Source organism: Halomonas sp. SIMBA_159 (genome assembly GCF_046536035.1).
Classification (GTDB): Bacteria; Pseudomonadota; Gammaproteobacteria; order Pseudomonadales; family Halomonadaceae; genus Vreelandella; species Vreelandella venusta_A.
On sequence record NZ_JAWJBT010001747.1, the window covers coordinates 1 to 232 of the forward strand.

Below are 232 nucleotides of genomic sequence, written 5' to 3' on the forward strand. Positions count from 1 at the left end.
GCCTATACAGAGCAAATGAACGGAGAACTGCTGGACTTTTACCGTACTGTGGATGCGGATGATGATATCCGCGTCGTTGTCGTCACCGGGGCGGGACGGGCGTTTTGCGCCGGTATGGATTTGTCTGAAGGCGGCGCGACTTTTGCTTCCGAACAAAGCGCAGAAGAATACCGGGATCTTGGCGGGCAGGTCAGCAACCAAATCTATGAAGTGAAAAAGCCGGTCATCGCTG

The 232-nt window shown here is 54.3% G+C and carries 1 protein-coding gene; it reads left to right on the forward strand.

Annotated features, from left to right (window positions below):
* On the forward strand, positions 1-232 hold a 232-nt coding region (locus R0J87_RS25180), incomplete at both ends, for an enoyl-CoA hydratase-related protein (RefSeq protein ID WP_498889754.1).